At 70.1% G+C, this 18,942-nt stretch carries 17 protein-coding genes; 6 read left to right on the top strand and 11 right to left on the bottom strand.

Going from position 1 to position 18,942, the window contains the following annotated elements:
* Positions 1-295: 295 nt before the first annotated feature.
* Positions 296-2,206, top strand: coding sequence for a TniQ family protein (locus ACZ7L9_RS34205; RefSeq protein ID WP_471421423.1), 1,911 nt, complete (start codon positions 296-298; stop codon positions 2,204-2,206).
* Positions 2,203-4,116, top strand: coding sequence for a TniQ family protein (locus ACZ7L9_RS34200; protein WP_471421422.1), 1,914 nt, complete (start codon positions 2,203-2,205; stop codon positions 4,114-4,116). Before ACZ7L9_RS34205 ends, ACZ7L9_RS34200 begins: the two co-directional genes overlap by 4 nt.
* Before the next feature lie 269 nt (positions 4,117-4,385).
* On the opposite strand, the gene ACZ7L9_RS34195 is transcribed toward ACZ7L9_RS34200, so the two are convergent.
* The 3 genes from ACZ7L9_RS34195 to ACZ7L9_RS34185 all read right to left on the bottom strand — a co-directional run bounded on the left by ACZ7L9_RS34195 (position 4,386) and on the right by ACZ7L9_RS34185 (position 7,120).
* Entirely contained in the window at positions 4,386-5,564 is a 1,179-nt protein-coding gene (locus ACZ7L9_RS34195) for an acyl-CoA dehydrogenase family protein (RefSeq protein ID WP_471421421.1), read from the bottom strand.
* Between the two features lie 102 nt (positions 5,565-5,666).
* Complete coding sequence (locus ACZ7L9_RS34190; protein WP_471421420.1) at positions 5,667-6,824, bottom strand: methyltransferase; 1,158 nt, start codon at positions 6,822-6,824, stop codon at positions 5,667-5,669.
* 74 nt (positions 6,825-6,898) lie between these two features.
* Entirely contained in the window at positions 6,899-7,120 is a 222-nt protein-coding gene (locus tag ACZ7L9_RS34185) for a hypothetical protein (RefSeq protein ID WP_471421419.1), read from the bottom strand.
* A 250-nt stretch (positions 7,121-7,370) separates the two neighbouring features.
* On the opposite strand from ACZ7L9_RS34185, the gene ACZ7L9_RS34180 reads away from it, so the two are divergent.
* Positions 7,371-8,210: an endonuclease I family protein gene (locus ACZ7L9_RS34180; RefSeq protein WP_471421418.1), complete on the top strand. Its 840-nt coding sequence runs from the start codon at positions 7,371-7,373 to the stop codon at positions 8,208-8,210.
* A gap of 301 nt (positions 8,211-8,511) precedes the next feature.
* Here ACZ7L9_RS34180 and ACZ7L9_RS34175 read toward each other — a convergent pair whose 3' ends face one another.
* Positions 8,512-9,078, bottom strand: coding sequence for a hypothetical protein (locus ACZ7L9_RS34175; RefSeq protein WP_471421417.1), 567 nt, complete (start codon positions 9,076-9,078; stop codon positions 8,512-8,514).
* A gap of 186 nt (positions 9,079-9,264) precedes the next feature.
* On the opposite strand from ACZ7L9_RS34175, the gene ACZ7L9_RS34170 reads away from it, so the two are divergent.
* The 3 genes from ACZ7L9_RS34170 to ACZ7L9_RS34160 all read left to right on the top strand — a co-directional run bounded on the left by ACZ7L9_RS34170 (position 9,265) and on the right by ACZ7L9_RS34160 (position 11,285).
* Positions 9,265-10,380, top strand: a complete 1,116-nt coding sequence (locus ACZ7L9_RS34170; protein WP_471421416.1) for a baeRF3 domain-containing protein — start codon at positions 9,265-9,267, stop codon at positions 10,378-10,380.
* A 143-nt stretch (positions 10,381-10,523) separates the two neighbouring features.
* Positions 10,524-10,847 (top strand): plasmid stabilization protein, encoded by a 324-nt coding sequence (locus ACZ7L9_RS34165; protein WP_471421415.1) that lies wholly within the window; start codon positions 10,524-10,526, stop codon positions 10,845-10,847.
* A gap of 312 nt (positions 10,848-11,159) precedes the next feature.
* Positions 11,160-11,285 (top strand): hypothetical protein, encoded by a 126-nt coding sequence (locus tag ACZ7L9_RS34160; RefSeq protein WP_471421414.1) that lies wholly within the window; start codon positions 11,160-11,162, stop codon positions 11,283-11,285.
* Positions 11,286-11,553: 268 nt separating this feature from the next.
* Here ACZ7L9_RS34160 and ACZ7L9_RS34155 read toward each other — a convergent pair whose 3' ends face one another.
* From ACZ7L9_RS34155 to nrfD, 7 genes are all read right to left on the bottom strand, one after another.
* Complete coding sequence (locus tag ACZ7L9_RS34155; protein WP_471421413.1) at positions 11,554-12,957, bottom strand: NADP-dependent succinic semialdehyde dehydrogenase; 1,404 nt, start codon at positions 12,955-12,957, stop codon at positions 11,554-11,556.
* A gap of 173 nt (positions 12,958-13,130) precedes the next feature.
* The gene (locus ACZ7L9_RS34150) at positions 13,131-13,640 is read right to left on the bottom strand and encodes an ATP-binding protein (protein WP_471421412.1); all 510 of its coding nucleotides are present in this window, start codon (positions 13,638-13,640) and stop codon (positions 13,131-13,133) included.
* 174 nt (positions 13,641-13,814) lie between these two features.
* Positions 13,815-15,914 carry a xanthine dehydrogenase family protein molybdopterin-binding subunit gene (locus ACZ7L9_RS34145; protein ID WP_471421411.1) on the bottom strand — a complete coding sequence of 700 codons (2,100 nt, stop codon included), beginning with the start codon at positions 15,912-15,914 and terminating at the stop codon, positions 13,815-13,817.
* 42 nt (positions 15,915-15,956) lie between these two features.
* A complete protein-coding gene (locus ACZ7L9_RS34140) occupies positions 15,957-16,943 on the bottom strand; it encodes an FAD binding domain-containing protein (RefSeq protein WP_471421410.1) in 987 nt (328 codons plus the stop codon).
* On the bottom strand, positions 16,940-17,506 hold the full coding sequence (locus ACZ7L9_RS34135; RefSeq protein ID WP_471421409.1) for a 2Fe-2S iron-sulfur cluster-binding protein: 567 nt from the start codon (positions 17,504-17,506) through the stop codon (positions 16,940-16,942). Before ACZ7L9_RS34135 ends, ACZ7L9_RS34140 begins: the two co-directional genes overlap by 4 nt.
* A gap of 99 nt (positions 17,507-17,605) precedes the next feature.
* Complete coding sequence (locus ACZ7L9_RS34130; protein ID WP_471421408.1) at positions 17,606-18,022, bottom strand: hypothetical protein; 417 nt, start codon at positions 18,020-18,022, stop codon at positions 17,606-17,608.
* A complete protein-coding gene (gene nrfD / locus ACZ7L9_RS34125) occupies positions 18,019-18,933 on the bottom strand; it encodes an NrfD/PsrC family molybdoenzyme membrane anchor subunit (protein ID WP_471421407.1) in 915 nt (304 codons plus the stop codon). Before nrfD ends, ACZ7L9_RS34130 begins: the two co-directional genes overlap by 4 nt.
* Positions 18,934-18,942 lie beyond the last annotated feature (9 nt).

The raw sequence follows: 18,942 nt of genomic DNA, 5'->3' as shown, positions 1-18,942 counted from the left end.
GACCGCACCTCATCGACGGCTGCCTCATAGGCACCGGCCTGACCCTGAACAACTGACACGATCAGACCGACATCACCCAATCAAGTTCAGTAGCGATCGAGGAAGGAACCGAACGCCTGGATGTGGCACTGCTCAACCGTTGCCGTGTCAGCCCGACAGATCTGCCGGATCTCGATGCGGAATCAGGCGAGCAACCGCTGATCCCACCGGTGAACCCCTCCCCCTCCCGCAGGAAGAAGACGAAGAACAGGAACACCGTGTTCGACGACTCCGGGCCGGCCGTCGAGTCCGCCGGGTGAGGGGGGAGCCGCTGCGGCCGCTCGCGCGCAGCCTTGATCCGCTGCCCGGCGAATCCCTGGGCGGGTTCCTGCTCAGGCTGTCGTACCGGCTGGGCATCACACCGCACCGGGTGGCAACCCTGTGCGGTCTGACCTGCCGCAGTGACTCCATCCCGCAAGACCAGCTGCGCAGACTCGGTCCGGATACCGCCGTACGTCTTGCCCAGGCTGCGCAGTTGACGGTGCCCGAGACCCAGGAACTGACTCTCACCACGTTTGCGGACATCTATCCGCCCCTGGCACGACTGCGGACCGCCGCACACGGTGCACCCGGCACATTCCACATCAACTGGGCCGTGAATCCGGACAATCGCTACTGCTCCAGCTGCTTGCCGGGAAACAGCAGTCCAGTCCAGGATGCCTACGGCGGGGCGTGGCAGCTGCGCTGGCACCTGCCCGTCGTCTTCGCCTGCACCCAGCACCGACGCCTCCTCGAACGAGCCTGCCCGCACTGCTCGCAGCCACTGAGCGGACGCATCGGAACGCGCTACAGTCTGGTCACTTTGCCCCATGTCCCAGGCCTGCATCCGGCCCAGTGCCGGAACCAGGACCCAACCATCGCCCGCCGCCACCACGGCCGGGCCACGCCGTGCGGCGCACGGCTGGACCACCCCGCAAGCCCACCGTCCCCGGCTCAGCAGGACATGGAACACCTTCTCCGCCAGCAACAGCACCTGGACCGCCTTTTGGCACCGAGGCCAGGCGGTGGCCGCGACGACCGTGCGGAAGCCGCGGCCTACTTCGGCGACCTGATCCTCACCTCAAAGCTGATCCTGCTGAGCTGGCCGCTCGGTGCGGCGCTCCTGCCCTCGCCCTCACTGGCAGACCTCGTGGACCAATGCGCTACAGCGCCCGCGCACAACGGCACCTCGGCAGACTTCATCTCCCAGCACCGCGCCCCGCGCTCGACCGCCCAGACCGGGGCCCTGCTGCTGGCCGCGGCCACAGGTCTCGGCGACGGAGACATGGCCTCGATGCGCGACCGCGTTGAGCCGCTGGCCCGGGAGGTGTACCGCCGGTCCCGCTCGATGGGACAGAAGCTGTTCTCCAGGAGCGACGCCTCCCCCACACTGCTGAAGGCCACCGCTCCGCGTCTCTACGGCGTCCAGGAACGCTCCGCTCTGCGCGTCGTCCCCGGCCGCTACCGATTTCGCCTTGAAGAGATCCCTCCTCTCTTTCCACGACAGTGGTACGCAACCCACCTTGAACCGCTCCGTGCGCATTTCACCAAGGTGACCGCAATCCTCGAGCGCCACCTGCGGTGGGCCGGTTCACTCAGGCTCGCCGAACTGGTCACCGGTCACCGATGGCGCACATGCGCCCCTGCCCTGGGTATCCCTCCGGCCAGTGCGGCCCAGACAATGCACGTGCTGGGCGGCCAAATGGCAGAAGCGGGCCTGTGGCCCGCATTCGAGCAGGCCGTCGACGAGGCCGCCCGTCTCCTCAACGATCAGGACCATAGGATCGACTACGCCAACCGGCGCCACGCCACCGCTGGCTGGCGCCTGCCACGCGACGAGTGGCGTGAGCTCTGCGAGGGCATCCCCGGACTTGAGCGAAGGGCAGCCACCGGGGACCCTTGCGTCGGCGAGGCCTTGATCTGGAGCATGATCAACGAAGCCAGCTACCTGCACAGTCCCACCGTGCTCCACCGTCGCTCGGCCAGCACAGCACCCGACCGCATCTCGTGTCAGGCCGGCACACTGCTCCGTCGCCGACGTCCCTCCTACGCAATCCTGTGTCAACGCATGGAGACCCACGCAGCGCGCCTCGCCCTGGCCTGCGATGACGGAGAGCTGCACACCGAAACTCAACCTCCAGCCAGCACCGCCTCGGGTCCGGCACACCACCAGATCGCGGCCCGGTGAGCGGCCTCCCACTGCCACGCGGGCTCACTCCGCTCAGCGGGGAGTCACTGCCTGGCCTGATCCTGCGGCTGGCGTATCGCCTCGAGCGCTCACCGACACGTATCGCGGCGCTCTGCGGCCTGAACCACCCTCAAAACCGGATTCCCGCGGAATACCTCATCGCACTACCGCCAGAGCGCAGCTCTGCCTTCGCTGCCGCCACACGCCTGCATGAGGACGAGGCCAGCGCGCTGACCCTCTCCGCCCTCGCGGCTTCCTATCCGCCGTTGCAGGCCGCTCGGATCGACGGCAACCGCAACACCGCCTCCGTCTCCAAGATGTGGGCTGCCAATCTCTCGAGCCGCTACTGTCCCGGCTGTCTCGCCGGGAACGGAAGCGCTGTTCAAGACCTCTACGGCGGCCCCTGGAAGCTGTGCTGGCATCTGCCTGTCGTGTTCGCCTGCACGATTCACCGGCGCCTGCTCGCACACGACTGTCCTCGTTGCGGCGGAATGCCGAACAAGCCCACAAACACAGAACGCCAAGGACTGATCATGCAGCGGGCCGTGAGTGGCCTGCACCCGGCGCAGTGCCGCCACATCGACGCTCACACTTCACCCTGCGGGGCGCGACTCGACCAGACTCCAAGGTCCAACGCGATCTCGGACACAGACATCTCGCGCGTCCTGGTCCTGCAGCACCGCATCGACCAGCTTCTGGACCACGGCCACCGGACAAGCCGCGTCGACCAGCCGACACCAGATCGCTACTTCTTTGCCGACCTCATCGTCGCCGCGCAGCTTGTCCGACTCAGCTGGCCTGACAGCGCACGCTTCGTGCCCTCCAAAGCCTTGACCGACCTGATCGACCGACACGTTGCCGACGCTGCCCGAGGCAACCTGACGTCGACAGGCCAACGCGCCAGCAACACCTGGGCTGCACCCCAGGATCCAGCCGAATGCGCCGCACTACTGCTCACCGCCGGCGCCGTCCTCGGCGAAGAACACGCAGCCAGCCCCGGCCTGATCGACCGCGTCCAACCACTCGCCACCTCCGCATTCGACCGCAACGCGGCCAGCATCGGCGCGGCACTGCGGCGGATGGACGTCTCACCCAACCTTGCGCGCGCTCTGACACCGCGATCCCATGGCTTCTACCGCGCCGGAGGCCACCACCACGCCAGGCAGAGGATTCCCTCGCGCCAGTCCCGCTTCCACATCCGGCACGTACCCGCTCTCCTTCCTCAAGCGATCACGCTCACACACTTCGGCGACCTACTGGACAAGTGGCGAGATCACAGCGACTGGAAGGTACGGCACCTGCGCCGCGTCGCCTCCCTCAAGCTCGCCGAAATGAGTGGCGGCGGCACATGGCCCCAGTGCGCCCAGGCCCTCCACATCCCGTGGAACACCGCACAACAATCCCTGAAGGTCCTCAAACGAGAACTCACGCCGAACGGCCTCTGGCCAGCCTTCGAGGAATCCGTTGAGGCCGTCGCCCGCCAACTTGACCGCACCGCCGCACTCATCGACTACCAGCACCGCCGCCACGCCCTCCACCACTGGCGACTGCCTGATGCCCACTGGGCCGAGCTCTGTGACGGATTGGGCCAGTTCCGGCAGGGCACAACGTCACCCAGCAACGACGCCGCAACCGTCCTCACCTGGGCCAAAGTCACCGAGGGAGACCACCTTCACAGCCCACTCCTCGAATTTCTGCGAGAAGCAAGATGCAGTACCCAGCACGTGGTCGCGTCGATCAATCAGCTGCGCACGCCGGCCAACCGCAAGGGCGCCAAACGCGAACTGCTCAATCGCATTGAGGCGTACGCCGCCGGGCTGGCCGCCCTCACCGATCACACGACGGGCACGCCCCCACACGACGACGAAGCGCCTAGCGACTCCGCAGCACCCCGCCCGACTATGAGCTGATCCGCTACCACCAGTACACCGCCAGTAGGCACCCCGCTCACAGACGCGACGATGTCTCGGAGACACGCGAGTCCCTGCTCCGTGCGCCTCGCCGGTAGCTGTACGCAGCCACGCGGCGGCTCTCGGCAACGTGAGCCACTCTAAGCTGCGGTGATCCACCGCTCCGTCTGGCCGCCCAGTCACCTCCGGCGCCCATTAGCCTGATTTCGGATCCGCCTGGTGCCAACTAGCTCTGGTATGTGACAACTAAAATCTGTGGTCGCACGCGCTCACCGCCGTACGCGCGGCATCCCCAGGCCGATCCACGAGATGATTTCCCGTTGGATCTCATTGTTGCCGCCGCCGAAGGTGAAGATGACGGCGGACCGGTATCCGCGTTCGAGTTCGCCGTGGAGTACGGCGCCCGCCGATCCTTCCTTGAGCGGTCCGGCCGAGCCGACGACCTCCATCAGCCAGGCGTAGGCGTCGCGGCGGGCCTCGGAGCCGTAGACCTTGACGGCGGAGGCGTCCTGAGGGGTGAGGGTTCCGTTCTGAACCGCGGACACCATCTGCCAGTTGAGGAGCTTCATGGCGTCGAGCCTGGCGTGGGTGCGGGCGAGGAGGGTGCGGACCCAGCCGAGGTCGATGACGCGGCGGCCGTCGGCGAGCGCGGTGTCCGCCGCCCAGCGCTGGACGTTGTGGAGGGCGCGGACGGCCATGGTGCCGTGGGCCGCAAGGGTGACGCGTTCGTGGTTGAGCTGATTGGTGATCAGCCGCCAGCCCTTGTTCTCGTCGCCGACGCGGCGCGAGACGGGGACGCGGATGTTCTCGTAGTAGCTGGCGGTGGTGTCGTGCGAGGCGAGGGTGTTGATCAGGGTGCAGGAGTAGCCGGGGTCGCTCGTCGGGACGAGCAGCATGGTGATGCCCTTGTGCGGGGGCGCGTCCGGGTCGGTGCGGACGGCGAGCCACACCCAGTCCGCGGTGTCGCCGTTGGTGGTCCAGATCTTCTGCCCGTTCACGACGTAGTCGTCGCCGTCGCGTACGGCGCGGGTCTTGAGCGCGGCGAGGTCCGTGCCCGCATCTGGTTCGCTGTAGCCGATCGCGAAGTCGATCTCGCCGGCGAGGACCTTCGGCAGGAAGTAGGCCTTCTGTTCCTCGGTGCCGAACTGCATGATCGTCGGACCGACGGTGTTGAGGGCCATCAGCGGGAGCGGTACGCCCGCCTGCGCGGCCTCGTCGAAGAAGATGAACTGTTCCATCGGGGACAGTCCGCGGCCGCCGTACTCCGTCGGCCAGCCGACGCCGAGCCAACCGTCGGCGCCGAGGCGCCGGATCGTCTCCCGGTAGAAGCGTTTCTGTACGGCGGGGTCGGCATGGCGCGCGTAGGCGTTGTCGGGGACGAGTCCGGCGAAGTACGTACGCAGTTCGGCGCGCAACTGCTGCTGTTCAGGCGTGTATTCGAGGTGCACGGCCCCTCCAGGAGTCTCGCGGTCGCGTCGCCCGTGTGCGGCGGCGCACAGAGTAGAACGTGTTGCAAGAATCCGGAAGGGCCGGGGCGTCCCCGGCGGGCGTCAGCGCTTGACGGCGCGCAGGACGACGAACTTCGGGTTGCCCGCGACCGTGGTGCAGTTGCCGAAGGTCCGGCGCAGCTGGGTGTGGTAGCGGAGGTGCCGGTTTCCGACGACCCACAGCTCACCGCCCGGCCGCAGTGCGGCGCGCGCCGTGTGGAACATGGTGCGGGCCGTCGCGTCCGTGGTGGCCTGGTGGGAGTGGAACGGCGGGTTGTTGAGGACCAGGTCCACACTGGCGGGCGGCAACTGTGTCAGCCCGTCGCCGACCACGAACTCGGCTGTGGCGTCCGGGCCGGTGTTGGCCCGGAAGGTCTCCTCGGCGGAGGCGACCGCCTGGTACGACTCGTCGATGAAGGTGACCGTCGCTTCGGGGTTGGCGAGCGCGGCTGACAGTCCGACGACGCCGTTTCCGCAGCCGAGGTCGACGATCCGGTCGGGGCCGGTGCGCGCGGGGAGATGGCCGAGGAAGAAGCGCGTGCCGATGTCGAGGCGCTCGGCGCAGAAGATCCCGGCGTGGTTGGTGACGGTCAGGCCGGAGACCGGGCCGACGTCCTCGGGCAGGTCGTAGCGGTACGGCCAGGGACTGGGCGTACGGGGCAGGGCCGGGTCCGGGGTGCAGAAGATGAGCCGGGCCTTCTTGACCGCGAGGGAGGTGCGGGTCGGGCCGATGATCCGCTCGAAGAGCTTGAGGGTGGAGGTGTGGATCTCCTTGACCATGCCGGTGCCGATGACGACGGTGCCCGCGTGGACGGCCGGCGCGAGGCGGTGGAGCTGGTCCTCCAGGAGTGCGAGGCTCTTGGGGACGCGTACCAGCAGGACGTCGATCCGGTCCGGCGGGGTGTCCCTGGCCGACAGGAGCCGTACGGCGTCCGCGGCCGCGCCGTTGCGTTCCAGGTTCGCCCGGGTGGCGCGCTGCGCCAGGTAGGAGTCGGTGATCTGCACGGGGCGGTGCGCGGCCAGCACGGTGCTCAGAGCGCCCCAGCGGTCGCCCACCACGACCACGGCGCCCGACAGGCCGACCGGTTCCGACCCGTCGGTCCCCTCCAGCCGCCGCAGCAGATACTCATCGGCAGCGTCCCAGGCGCGGAACGGATCGCGCGGGTCCTCGGGGAAGCGGGCCAGGTCGTACCCGGCCCCTGACGTCGTCAAACGGTTCATTGTGCACCCAGGCTAGCCGAGCCGCGGGGAGTGCCCACACACTCCCCGCGCCGCCCGGACCGCCTGGCCACGAACTACGGCAGTGCCTTGTCGATCGCTGACCGGCCCTCCTGGGCGAGCCTGCGCTCCGCCCACTGAAGATTCTTCGGGGTCAGGTCCCGCCCGGAGGCGAGTACCAGGTCCTCTGCCGACGGATGGTCGCTCCCGCCGGTGTGCAAGAGGCTGTCGGGAGTCACTCCCCGCAGCACTGGAGTGACTCCTGGGGCTGCGGATACGGATTCGGGCTCGTCACTCATGCCGCCTCCTCGTCCTTTCGGTCATTCTCGCCCCGCGCCCGGCCCGCCGCATCCGATGCCTCGGCGGTCCGCTCCCGGCGCCACGAACCAGCCCTCACTTGACCTGCACATGATAAGTACACGGCGTCCACACCGGGGCCACGGTGCGTGTGGAAGGCTCCCGCTGACCACCTACCACACGACCACCGCGGCGCCGCCCCCACCCTGCGACGGCTTCGTGGTGCCCGCATTTTCGGAGAGGACACCCCACATGTCCCGTCGTCACCTGCACTACCGGCGCCCCCTGCTGGCGACCCTGGCCGCGTTCGCCGTACTCGCCGGCACTGCGGCCACCGCACCGGCCGCCACATCCCAGGCCGCCACACCCGGAGCCGCGCCGGTCGCCGCGACACCGCTCCGGACCCTCGACGACACGTACTACAAGGACGCGCTCGGCAAGTCCGGAACCGCGCTCAAGAGCGCACTGCACACGATCATCAGCAACCAGACCAAGATCTCCTACAGCCAGGTCTGGGACGCCCTCAAGGCCACCGACGAGGACCCCGCCAACCCCTCGAACGTGATCCTCCTCTACACCGGGCGCTCCGAGCCCAAGAGCGACAACGGCGGCTCGGTCGGCCAGTGGAACCGCGAACACGTCTGGGCCAAGTCCCACGGCGACTTCGGCACCGCCACCGGCCCCGGCACCGACATCCACCACCTGCGCCCGGCGGATGTCACCGTCAATTCCATCCGCGGCAACAAGGACTTCGACAACGGCGGCAGCGCGGTCAGCGGCGCACCGGGCAACTACACCGACAGCGACTCCTTCGAACCGCGCGATGCGGTCAAGGGCGATGTGGCCCGCATGATCCTGTACATGGCGGTGCGCTACGAGGGCGACGACGCCTTCCCCGACCTCGAACCCAACGACAAGGTGTCCAACGGCTCCGCACCGTACATCGGCCGCCTCTCGGTGCTGAAGACGTGGAGCCAGGAGGACCCGCCGGACAGCTTCGAGAAGCGGCGCAACGACGTGATATTCGATAAGTACCAGCACAACCGGAACCCGTTCATCGATCACCCGGAATGGGTCGAGTCGATCTGGTAGACCGGCCCGGGCGCGAGCAGGCTCCTCCCCCGCCGTTTCAGCCGGCCGGGCCGCTCGCGCACCAGGTCACGGCCTCCTCACGGGAGGCGAACGGCCGAAGGGCCGCACGCTCGCCCTGCTCCCCGGCGACGGGGAGCAGGGCGAGGCGGTTCCGCCAGGTCGGTCACGGCGGTGCGCACGGCGCCGGCCGCGAACCGGCCGAGTCCGCCGCGCAGCATCGCGCAGGCCACCGCGCCGATACCGGGTTCCTGCCGCACGTCCAGCGCCACGGACCCGATCCCCTCGGTCGCGGACCCGGGCGTCAGCCGCGCTCGGCCTGGGCGATCCGGGGGAACGTCTTGACTCCGGCCGCCTTGCTGCTGTTGGCGTGCTGACTGACGGTCCGGCCGGGCGGGACGTCCGGGAAGCCGAGCACCACGGAGTCGAGCACCTTGCCGGACGAGTCGGCGAACTCCACCTTCACGGCATAGAAGGCCGCCTTGTCCGTACGGTTGGTGACCCGGACGAGGGCGCTGCGGAACCGCTCGGACTTCTCGACCGGCAGCCCCGTCACCGAGACGTCCTTGACCGCGTTGCCCTGGCCCTGGACGCCTTCGAGTCGCTTGGTGGCCTTCTGCCGGTCGCGCTCGGCGGCAGCGGCGGCCGAGGAGGCGAACTCCTGCTGGCTACGCGGGGTGGTGCTCGCGGACCGGGTGAGGGCCGGCTCCGGGGACACCGTGCGGGTGCTCCTGGCCCTGCCCGGCGAGGTGGTCCCGGACCCGCCGCAGGCGGCGGTACCGGCGACGATCATCGCAGCCAGCACGGCGAGGGCCGGAATAGGGACTGCGCGGCCACCGAAGGCGGGGCGCGAGGGACTGGTCGGGTTCACGGACACTCCGTCTGTTCGGAAGTTCGCCGGAAGGGCGTAAGGGACAAGGGCAGAGTCGAGGAGTCGCAGGGCCACCCTCGGACCAAAAACCAACAACTCGCCCATATTAGGTTCAAACGGTATGAATTAACTCGTTGAATTCGCCCGCTTCGCTCGGGAGCGGATACCAGCCCCTGGGAGAGAACGATGGACACGGACGCCCTGACCACCGGCCAGTTGAAGGAACTGCGTGCGGCCAGGCCCTATCCGGCCCTGTCCCTGACCATGCCGACGCACCGCCGCGCTCCGGACAACGCCCAGGACGCCGTACGGCTGCGCAACCTGGTGGCCGAGGCCGTCAGCCGGCTGGAAGCGGACCCCGCCGTCACCCACGAGGCCGGGAACGCCGTCAAGGAGCAGCTCGACCGGGCGGTCACCGAGCTGGACCCGCGCCGGACCCTGGACGCCCTGGTCGTCCTCGTCACCGCCGACGAGCACCAGATCTGGCAGATTCCCCGTACCGCGCCCGAACGGGTGGTGCTCAGCGACACGTATCTGACCCGCAATCTGGTCGCCGCGAAGGCTCAGTCCCAGCCGTTCTGGGCGCTCACCGTGTCGGCCGAGCACGCCGCCCTGTGGAGCGGCACGCAGGATGTTCTGAACGAGGAGCGGACCGACGGGTTCCCGCTGAAGGCTCCGCGGGAGGCCCCCAACCCGCAGCGCGAGGAGCAGATCGGCGACACCCCGAGCACCTTCACCAACGAGGAGACGCGCAACTTCCTTCGCACCGTGGACGAGAAGCTGCGCGCGCTACTGGCCAAGGACCCGCGCCCGCTGTATCTGGTCGGCCTCGCGCCCGCGCTCGCGCTTCTGGACGAGGTCGGGGAGAGCTCGAAGTCGGCCGTGGGCCGGGTCGCCAAGGGCGTGCCGACCGATATGACGCCGGGCAACCTGCTGAAGGAGCTCCGGCCCGCGCTCGCCGAGCGGCGGCAGCGGTTCACCGCGGAGATCGACGGCAGGCTGGACGAGGCGCGCGGCCGCCGTGCCTTCGCCGGCGGTCTCGACGAGGTGTGGGCCGCGGTACGGGAGGGGCGCGCCGGACTGGTCGCGGTGGAGGAGCACTTCCAACAGACAGTGCGGGTGACGGACGAGCACCTGGAACCGGTGAGCGGTGAAGCCGCGGACCTCACGCACGGCTCGGTCCGTGAGGACATCGTCGACGAGCTCGTCGAGGCGGCCCTCGACAGCGGCGCCGACGTGGTCTTCCTCGCAGACGACGCGCTCACGGAACACGGCCGCATCGCGGCGGCCCTGCGCTACTGAGCGGGCCGGGCAACCCGCCGTTCGCCGTACCGGGTACGCGACAGGCGTGCAGGTCTCCGGGGCCGCTGGGACACTGGAGAGAAGCCCGATCGGGCCCCGGGCCGAGCTCCGGGGCGGGTCCCAGGGAGAGGAGTGACCGCACCATGCCACGTGGATCCAACCCCAAACGGGAACGACAGTACGAACACATCAAGGAGAGCGCTCAGGAGCGCGGGGTCAGCGAGGACCGGGCCGAGGAGATCGCGGCCCGTACGGTCAACAAGGAGCGCGCCCGCGCCGGTGAGTCGAAGACCGCGAGCCGCACGTCCATCGAGGACATGTCGTCCTCCCGGCGCGGCGGTCTGCGCTCCCACAGCGGAGCCGGGGGACCGACGCGCGAGCAGCTCTACGAAGAGGCGAAGAAGAAGAACGTCCACGGGCGGTCGCACATGACGAAGGCAGAGCTGGAACGAGCGCTCGGCCGCTGAGTCGCCGACCAGGCCCGGAGCGGTGTCAGCCCGCTCCGGGCCCGGTCGCCGACTGACGACAACCTGCTGACGCACCTGCGCCGCTCCCCTTCACCTTGATCCGAACACGCCACCGGTAGGGCCGAGCAGCGCGGGGCCCGGATCAGGCGTAGAACCTGCTGAGCGCCCACATGATGAGCAGGTCGAGGGTCATCACGGGGATCGACCACGCCGGGTAGTAACAAGTGGTCGCGTGCGATGCCGGTCACGCCCAGGAGAATGCTGAGCACGCCGCTCACCAGCAGCACTATCCCGGCGAAAAGGGACGGGCCGGTGATCGTTTCCCTGCTGCCCGTCTGCTCGCGCCGTACGTGGGGCATCCCTGCCATGGCCGTCGCCTTCCTGTTCGGCGTGGCCACCGACGCACACCGCCGTGCGAAGCCGGCCACGCTCTCTTGACAGCGTCACCTCGATCCGCCGACGCCGCCACTGCAATCCGCCGAGCCGAGACCGCACACCCCAGGTCACGGCCGCTTACTCCCCCGGCAGGGCGGGCACGCACACGGCTCGGGGTCGGGAACCGGAGCCGCGGCGCGTTGGCGTCCGTCTCGGTGACCTGCTGCTCGCTGACGGGCTTGCGAGCGCCTGTGGCCGGGCCGGGTCGGGTCACCGAGGTCAGCAGCGCGCCGCTGGCTCAACACAACCCCTGCCAGGGCCAAAAGCCCTACTAGGGGCCGTACCAGACCGTGGTCGCGTTGCAGAACTCGCGGATGCCGTGGCCGGCGAGTTCGCGTCCGTAGCCGGAGCGTTTCACCCCGCCGAAGGGCAGCGCGGGGTGGGACGCCGTCATGCCGTTGAAGAAGACACCGCCCGCCTCCAGATCGCGCACACACCGGCGGGCCTCCTCCGTGTCGCGGGTCCAGACGTTGGAGCTGAGGCCGAAGGGGCTGTCGTTGGCGAGTTCCACGGCTTCGTCGAGTCCTTCGACCCGGTAGAGCGTGGCGACGGGGCCGAAGGTCTCCTCGCGGTGGATGCGCATGGCGGGCGTGATCCCGGTGAGGACGGTGGGGGCGTAGAACCAGCCGCGCTCCAGCTCCGGGCCCAGGCCGTCGGGCCGGCCGCCGCCGCACAGCACGCGCGCACCCTGCCGTACCGCGTCGTCCACCAGCTCCTCCAGGTCGGTGCGGCCCTGTTCGCTGGAGAGCGGGCCGACATCGGTGGCTTCCTGGAGCGGGTCCCCGACGGTCAGATCGCGCATGCCCACGGTGAACCGCTCGGCGAACTCGTCGTACACCTCCGCGTGCACGATGAACCTTTTGGCCGCGATGCAGGACTGGCCGTTGTTCTGCACCCTGGCGGTCACGGCCGTACGGGCTGCCCTGGCGACGTCCGCCGACGGCAGGACCAGGTACGGGTCGCTGCCGCCCAGTTCCATGACGGTGTGCTTCACCTCGTCGCCGGCGATGGACGCGACCGAGCGCCCGGCCGGTTCGCTGCCGGTGAGGGTGGCGGCGGCGACCCGACGGTCGCGCAGGATCGACTCGACGGCTCCGGACCCCACCAGCAGGGTCTGGAAGCATCCCGCCGGGTATCCGGCCCGGCGGAACAGGCCCTCCAGGTACATCGCCGTCTGCGGGACGTTGGACGCGTGCTTGAGCAGGCCGACGTTCCCGGCCATCAGCGCGGGGGCGGCGAACCGGACGACCTGCCAGAGCGGGAAGTTCCACGGCATCACGGCGAGGACGGCGCCCAGCGGGCGGTACTGGACATAGGCCCGGGACGCGCCGGAGTCCCGCACATCGGCCGCCGACGGGTGCTCGTCCGCGAGGAGTTCCTCGGCGTGGGCCGCGTACCAGCGCATCGCCTTCACACACTTGGCGGCCTCCGCGCGGGCCGCCTTGACGGGTTTGCCCATTTCGGTGGTCATGGTGCGCGCGATGTCCTGCTGATCCTCTTCGAGGTGGCCCGCGGCGGCGTTCAGCAGGTGGGCCCGTTCGCCGAACCCGGTGGTGCGGTACCGCCGGAACGCGGTCACGGCGGCGTCGAGCTTCTGCTCGATCTCGGCCTCCGCGAGCGCGTCGAACGTTCTGAGGGTCTCGCCGTTCGCGGGGTTGACCGTCGCGATGGGCATGGCTCTGCTCTCCTTGCCTCGGTACTTCGACCGTGCCGCGCCGGGCGCCGTGCCGCAACGCGGGCCCTGCCGGGCGGACACCCGACCGGCGCGGACCGTGCGTGCGGTGTGCACGCCGTCCGCGCCGGTCAGGTGAAGCGCTCAGCGGGTACGAGGGGGATGGGTCGCCCGCCTCAGACGAGAGCGGGGGCGGTGTCGGACGCCGCCGTCGCTTCGGGATCGGCCTCCGGTACGGCGGCCGGCGGGCGGCGGAACTCCAGCCCACCGGGCAGCGGCGCCGACGGCACCAGCTCGACGGTCCGCGGCTCCTTCGCGTATCGGGTGAACCAGACGACCTTGCCCTCTGCGGTACGGCAGGTGCCCCAGCTGTCGCTCAGCGCCATGACGCGGCTGAGACCGCCGCCGCCGGTGCTGAGCAGCCGCGGCATCTCGGCGCCGTTGTCGGCGACGGAGACCGTGAGATGCCGCCCCGACCAGCGGAGTTCGACGACACAGTTGTTGTTGTCACCGACATGCCGGTGGACATTGGTCAGCAGCTCCTCCACACCCCGGCACACCGGCCGGATGTGGAGTTCGAGACTCCAGTGGCGTAGGTGCGCTGCGATTATTCGCCGCAGTTGACACACACGCTCTGCCGAAACCTGGAGTTCGACCGAGTAGTGCCGGTCGAGTTGAACGGTCATCGTCGAGGCTCCTCACATCGAGGCCCACGGACTTCGCCTCATTGAACCAACGACCCCCCGAACACGAAGAGTGAGCAGATGCCACTTCTGGGTCACTCCACAGGGTGACTCGGCGGAGCCGGTTGCGCAACACAAGAGACGGCGGACCGACCGTACGGAGAGGATCCGCCCAGGTCACAGCAGATACGGCAGCAATGTGTCCGGGGTGATCGGGAGGCTCCGCAACCGGACGCCGGTGGCGTGCCGCACCGCGTTGCCGACGGCCGCCGCGGCGCCGACGATGCCGATCTCGCCGATGCCCTTGCTGCCCATCGGGTTGAGATGCGGGTCGACCTCGTCGATCCAGTCCACCTCGATGTCCGGCACGTCGGCGCAGACCGGCACATGGTAGGAGGCCAGATCGCTCTCGGTGAAGTCGCCGAAGGCGGGGTCCATGGTGCTGGACTCGGTCAGGGCCATGCCGATCCCCATGGTCATTCCGCCGGTGAACTGGGAGCGTGCGGTACGGGGGTTGAGGATGCGCCCGGCGGCGAAGACGCCGAGCATCCGCCGCACCCGCACTTCTCCGGTGCGGGAGTCGACGGCGACCTCGGCGAAGTGCGCTCCGAACGCATGTCGGGCGTAGGGGGATTCCGCCGACATCTCCTGTTCGGTGTCCGCGAAGGCGGTCAGTCCCCCGGCAGGCAGGGGGCCGGTTCGCTCGCGCAGTTGCCGCAGGAGGGCCGTGGACGCCTTGTGCACGGACCAGCCCCAGGAAGCCGTGCCCGAGGAGCCGCCGGCCAGCGGGGCATCGGGCAGTTCGCTGTTGCCGATGTCGATCCGGACGTTCTCCACCGGGGTTTCCAGCACGGAGGCGGCGATCTGTGCGAGTACGGTGCGGGCGCCGGTGCCGATGTCGGTGGCGTTGACCCGGATGAGGTACGAGCCGTCGGGTGCCGCGTGCGCCGAGGCGCTGGAGGCCAGGATGTACACGGGGTACGTGGCAGCAGCGACGCCCGTGCCGAGCAGCAGCGGTCCCTCTTCGCGGACCGCGGGGCGTGCGTCGCGGTCGTACCAGCCGAAGCGTGTGGCGCCGTTCTCCAGGCAGGCCGCGAGGCCGCGGCTGCTGAACGGGCGGCCGGAGTCGGGTTCGCTCACCGGGTCGTTGCGCAGCCGCAGTTCGACGGGGTCCATGCCGAGGGCGGAGGCGAGTTCGTCCATGGCGGATTCCAGCGCGTACAGGCCCGGGGTCTCGCCCGGTGCGCGCATCCAGGAAGGGCTCGGCACATCCAGGGCAGTCACCCGATGGGCGGTACGGCTGTGGTCGGATCCGTACATGACCCGGGTCGGTACGGCTGCCTGCTCGACGAACTCCTTGATGGTGGAGGTCTGGGTGATGACCTCATGGGTGACCGAGGTGAGGGTGCCGTCGAGTTCGGCGCCGAGCCGGACGTGCTGCACGGTGGGCGCGCGATGGCCGACCACGGCGGCCATCTGACGGCGGGGCAGGGCGATCTTGACGGGCTGCCCGGTGTGACGTGCGGCCATGGCGGCCAGGACGGCGTGCGGGCGCGGCGTGCCCTTGGAGCCGAAGCCGCCGCCGACGTGTTCGGAGACCACGGTGACCTGCTGCGGGCGGAGTCCGAACGCGATGGCGAGGCTGTCGCGGACCTTGGTGGAGCCCTGGCTGGCGTCGTGGACGGTCAGCCTGCCGTCGTCCGTCCACTGCGCGGTGGAGGCGTGCGGCTCCATGGGGTGGTTGTGCAGGGCGCCGAGGGTGTAGGTGACGTCGACCTGGACGGGTGCGGTGGCGAAGGCCCGGTCGGCGTCGCCGCGTTCGCGGACGGCGGGGTAGTCGCCGTTGACGATCTTCGGGATGTACAGGCCGCGGTGGTCCTCGGTCAGCAGGACGTCGTGCCCGGTGGGTTCGTAGGAGATCCGCAGCGCCTCGGCCCCGGCGCGGGCCCGGTCGAGGGTGTCGGCCACCACGAGCGCGATGTGCCAGCCCCGGTGCGGGACCCGGTCGTCCTGGAGGACGGCGAGGATCGGGTCGTCGGGCTGCTTCAGCCTCGGGGCGTTGTCGTGGGTGAGGACGGCGCGCACGCCCGGTAGGGCCAGCGCCTCGTCGGTGTGGATGGCACTGACGCGGCCGCGGGCGATGGTGGCGGGGACGGGCCAGCCGTACAGACAGCCCGGCGGGGTGTGCTCGGCGGCGTAGCGGGCGGTGCCCGTGACCTTGTCCCGGCCCTCGCGGCGGACGACGGGGGTGCCCAGGGGTGGAGGGGCCTGGCTCATGACGGGGTCCTCACGTCTGCGGGTCGGCGTATCTGCGGTTGCTCAGCTGTCGGCGGCGAGTTCGGCCAGCGCGTCGACGGCCAGGCTGCGGGCGAGGCCCACTTTGAACGCGTTGTCGCGCAGGGGCCGGGCCGCGGCGAGTTCGGCGTCCACGGCGCGGGCGAAGGTCTCGTCGGTGGCCGGTGCGCCCCGGAGCACGTCTTCCGCGGCGTATGCGCGCCAGGGCCGGTGGGCGAGCCCTCCGAAGGCCAGCGCCGCATGCTCGATCCGGCCGTCGCGGACGCTGATCACCGCGGCGACGGATGCGAGGGCGAAGGCGAACGAGGCCCGGTCACGGGCCTTGCGGTAGAGGGATCCGGCACCGTCGGGGCGCGGCGGGAGGACCACCTCGGTGATGAGTTCGCCCGCCCTGATCTCGGTGTCCAGGTGAGGGCTGTCGCCCGGCAGCCGGTGGAATTCGGCGGCGGGGACGGTCCGTTCGCCGTCCGCACGGTGCAGGTGGACGGTGGCGTCGAGGGCGGACAGGGCGACGGCCATGTCGGACGGGTGGGTGGCGACGCAGTGCTCGGAGTGGCCCAGTACGGCGAGATCGCGGTGTACGCCCTCGCGGGCCGGGCAGCCGGTGCCGGGGTCCCGTTTGTTGCACGGTTTGGACGTGTCCTGGAAGTACGGGCAGCGGGTGCGCTGCAGCAGGTTGCCGCCGGTCGTCGCGGTGTTGCGGAGCTGCCCGGAGGCGCCGGACAGCAGTGCCTGCGACAGGACGGGGTAGCGGGTGCGTACCGCGGGGTGGGCGGCCAGGTCGCTGTTGCGTACGGTCGCGCCGATGCGCAGGCCGCCATCGTCGGTGTCGGCCACCCGGTCCAGGGGCAGTCGGCTGATGTCGATGAGCAGATCGGGGGTTTCCACACCGAGCTTCATCAGGTCGACGAGGTTGGTGCCGCCGCCGAGGAATCCGGCGCCGCGGTGGGCGCTGCTCTCACGCACCGCTTCCTCGGTGGACCGGGCGCGGAGGTAGGAGAAGGGTTTCATGGCGCCACGTCCTCGATCGCCTCGACGATACGGGGGTAGGCGCCGCAGCGGCACAGGTTGCCGCTCATCCGTTCGCGGATCTCCGGGGCGTCGAGCGGCGCCGGGGTGGATACGGGCGCGGTGCGCGCGGTGACATGGGACGGGAAGCCGTCCGCCGCCTCGCCGAGCATGCCGACGGCCGAGCAGATCTGGCCGGGTGTGCAGTAGCCGCACTGCAGGGCATCGCGGTCCAGGAAGGATTCCTGGAGCGGGTGGAGCCGGTCTCCGTCGGCGAGGCCCTCGACGGTGGTGATGCGGGCGCCGTCGTGGGCGACGGCGAGCAGCAGACAGCTGTTTGCGCGCCGTCCGTCGACGATGACGGTGCACGCCCCGCACTGTCCGTGGTCGCAGCCCTTCTTCGCGCCGGTGAGGTCGAGGTGTTCGCGCAGCGCGTCCAGGACCGTGGTGCGGTGATCGAGCGTCAGCGTCTGCTCGGTTCCGTTGATGTGCAGGGTCAGGGTGGAGCGGTCACCGGTTGCTCCCGGCTGTCGCGCACCGTCGCCCCGCCCACGAGAGGGGTCCACTCACTCGCACCTTTCAGAGGTGGCCTTTTGTCCGATTCCTACCAGACGTGCCCTGCCTTCCTGCTTCATTGCTCCGTCTCCGGGCGGTGGCCTGCCGGCCTATCGGCTCCCGCTGTTCCCGCTGCTCCGGTGGCTTTCCAGGCGGAGGCGCACCTCTTCCTCCTGGTCTCCGGAGACCGTCCCGACGACGCGTACGTCGAAGGCGTGTGCCAGGCTTCGCCGGAGCCGTTCGACCGCCCAGTAGCCGCCCTGCACATCGATCTTCACGGGTGCGCCGAGTGTGACCGGTCCCGAGATCACCCTCTCCTCGGTGACGTCGACGGTCGCCACCCATGCCGTGGGGCGCCTCTCCGCGAGCTTCCTCGGTACGTCGACGGAGGCCCGGTCGGTGGTGAAAGCGGCCCGCAGCGCGTCGAAGACCGTCCGCGCGTCGCCCGTGTCGCACCCGCTGATGACGACCGTGACCTCCTGCCCGTGCAGGCTCTCCCCCGGCTCCCTCTCCTTGATGCTGTTCACCGCGGTTCCTTCCGCTCGTCGTTGTGTGGTGCGTCCCCGCGCTGGGGGCCGACGGTGTAGACGGGGTCCTCGGCGGAGGCGATGCCCGCGGCGAAGATCCCGAAGCGTGTGCAGGCCGAACCCGCGAGCAGCGCGAGCCCGGCCCCGACGGCGGCGGGGCGGCCGCGGCCACCGAGGAGCGCCGCGCCCACGGCACCGGCGGCGGTCAGGACGCGGGCGGAGCGCAGCAGCGCACCGGCCCTCCCCCGGCCCCAGGTCTCGGCCACCATGCCGAGCCGCCGTTCCGCGGCCCGGCTCGCGAGGCTCTCGCCCGCCGCGGCGAGCACCGCGGCGTACCGGGCCGGCGCGTTGTCCTGTGTGGGGGCCGTGACCAGCGCCATTCCCGCGGCGGCCGCCGTCGCCGACGCGCCGAAGACGTACGGTAGTTCGCGGTGTGCTCCGTGCCAGGCCGGTACGGCGGTGTCGGCCGCGAGGACGGCGGTGTACGTCGCCACGGCCGGGCCGAGCAGGGCGGCGGCACCGGTGGCCGCCGCACCGGTCCGCGGCAGCCGGCCGGTGGTGGCGCAGAGCGCGGCGGCGCCTGCGGCCGGTCCGTATCCGGACAACAGCCAGGAGCCGATGCTCATCGGGGAGGTCGGTTTGAGGACGCGCAGCATGTGGGTGAATCTGGCGGGGCGGCCGAGGTCGTTTACCAGTGCGGCGGCCGAGAGGGTGATCGCCGCGAGGGAGGACACCTTCATCGCGGTCGCCGTCCCGCCGCGGCCGGTCAGCTGCGCACCCGCGGCGATCACCGAGCCCGCCCCGGCAAGTCCGCCGAGGAAGAAGTAGCCCGCGATGTCACGCGCGGACCAGGCGGGCGCCTTGATCACGGGACGTCCGTAGTAGGAGCCGAACTCGGCGCGCGGCACCATGAGTTGTTC

Source organism: Streptomyces sp. NPDC111516, from assembly GCF_055635345.1.
This window is presented reverse-complemented; position numbering and strand designations above follow the sequence as displayed.

Excerpts from the sequence above, each read along its gene's own strand:
- ACZ7L9_RS34145 (WP_471421411.1), bottom strand. The coding sequence starts at position 15,914 with ATGAGCCAGGCCCCTCCACCCCTGGGCACCCCCGTCGTCCGCCGCGAG.
- ACZ7L9_RS34165 (WP_471421415.1), top strand. The coding sequence starts at position 10,524 with ATGCCACGTGGATCCAACCCCAAACGGGAACGACAGTACGAACACATC.
- ACZ7L9_RS34170 (WP_471421416.1), top strand. The coding sequence starts at position 9,265 with ATGGACACGGACGCCCTGACCACCGGCCAGTTGAAGGAACTGCGTGCG.
- ACZ7L9_RS34185 (WP_471421419.1), bottom strand. The coding sequence starts at position 7,120 with ATGAGTGACGAGCCCGAATCCGTATCCGCAGCCCCAGGAGTCACTCCA.
- ACZ7L9_RS34150 (WP_471421412.1), bottom strand. The coding sequence starts at position 13,640 with ATGACCGTTCAACTCGACCGGCACTACTCGGTCGAACTCCAGGTTTCG.
- nrfD (WP_471421407.1), bottom strand. The coding sequence starts at position 18,933 with ATGGTGCCGCGCGCCGAGTTCGGCTCCTACTACGGACGTCCCGTGATC.
- ACZ7L9_RS34180 (WP_471421418.1), top strand. The coding sequence starts at position 7,371 with ATGTCCCGTCGTCACCTGCACTACCGGCGCCCCCTGCTGGCGACCCTG.
- ACZ7L9_RS34155 (WP_471421413.1), bottom strand. The coding sequence starts at position 12,957 with ATGCCCATCGCGACGGTCAACCCCGCGAACGGCGAGACCCTCAGAACG.
- ACZ7L9_RS34190 (WP_471421420.1), bottom strand. The coding sequence starts at position 6,824 with ATGAACCGTTTGACGACGTCAGGGGCCGGGTACGACCTGGCCCGCTTC.
- ACZ7L9_RS34140 (WP_471421410.1), bottom strand. The coding sequence starts at position 16,943 with ATGAAACCCTTCTCCTACCTCCGCGCCCGGTCCACCGAGGAAGCGGTG.